A 1,312-nucleotide genomic window follows, 5' to 3' on the forward strand; every position below is an offset into this window, starting at 1 on the left:
TAAAGTTAGTCTAAAAAGTGGACACACAAAGATGATAATAGGGCATAACTATAACTATTATTAATAAGGACGTGTATCCATGGGAAAGTACTATACAAACGAATATAAAGAATACGTAGCTAAAATGGTTGCTGAAGAAGGTAGAAAAGGGACTGAAGTGGCTTATGAGTTAGAGATTCCTTATGCTACCATGATGCGCTGGGTCAAACTTTACAATGAGAAAAAGGCTGCTGAACAATCCGGTGAGCACATCACTCCTTCCGAATTGGAAAAGTTGAAAAAAGCACACGACAAGGAACTCAGGGCCCTGAAAGAGGAAAACGAAATCCTAAAAAAAGCGATGCACATCTTTACGCAAAAGCCAGAGTGAAGTATGAGTTCATTGAAGCTCACACAGACGAACATTCTGTTGTGAAGATGTGCAAAGTCCTTGGAGTATCTAAAAGTGGATTTTATAAGTGGAAAGGAAAGCATCTCCAAGGTGAGACCGAAAGGGAGAAGAAAAAGGCTGAAATCAAGCAAATGATTTGTAAATCATATCACGAAAACTACGGTACGTATGGGAGCCCGAGGATCCATGATGATCTTATTGAGTGGGGGTATCATGTATCTCAGAAAACAGTAGGCCGTTATATGAAAGAGATGGGTCTTAAAGCCATCCCAGAAGAGAAATACGTGGTGACAACCGATTCAGATCATGATATGACAATCTATCCTAACTTGGTAAATAGACAGTTTAATGTTGAAACTCCCAACACTGTGTGGGTGGCTGATATTACGTACATTTGGACGATAGAAGGATGGTTGTATCTCGCCTCTATCATGGACCTATTTTCAAGAAAAATTGTGGGGTGGAACCTGGGTTCCACAATGAGAAAAGAACTTATTATGGAAGCACTGAAAAGGGCTATGACTTTAAGGCAGCCGGGTGATGGTCTTATTCATCATTCAGATCGTGGTGCTCAATATTGTTCAAAGGATTACATTGACGAACTAAATGAAGCAAATGTTCAAATCAGCATGAGTAAAAAAGGAGATCCCTACGACAACGCGTGTATTGAATCATTTCATGCGACAATCAAAAAAGAACTTATCTATCGTTCTAGATTTAAAACAAGGGATGAAGCGACAAAAGTCATTAACCACTATATTTCAAACCGGTACAACGAGAGAAGAAAACATTCAAAGCTGGGGTATCTTTCCCCAAACAATTTTGAGAGAAATTATCAGCGTTCAAACCTGGACTCAATCTCATAAATTCATCTTAGGCGTTAGAGGCAATCAATCTTGGTTTTAGATTGATTGTTTCTAA

General features: G+C 38.9%; 2 protein-coding genes. Both read left to right on the forward strand.

Annotation, left to right across the window (positions count from 1 at the left end; translation table 11 throughout):
* Window positions 1-79 precede the first annotated feature (79 nt).
* Window positions 80-370, forward strand: a complete 291-nt coding sequence (locus tag BHE18_RS12475) for a transposase (protein WP_064566775.1) — start codon at window positions 80-82, stop codon at window positions 368-370.
* Window positions 367-1,257 (forward strand): IS3 family transposase, encoded by an 891-nt coding sequence (locus BHE18_RS12480; RefSeq protein WP_083573763.1) that lies wholly within the window; start codon window positions 367-369, stop codon window positions 1,255-1,257. The genes BHE18_RS12475 and BHE18_RS12480 overlap by 4 nt, the downstream gene beginning before the upstream one ends.
* The last annotated feature ends 55 nt before the right edge of the window (window positions 1,258-1,312 follow it).

It is taken from the genome of Rossellomorea aquimaris (assembly GCF_001877785.1).
GTDB lineage: Bacteria > Bacillota > Bacilli > Bacillales > Bacillaceae_B > Rossellomorea > Rossellomorea aquimaris_A.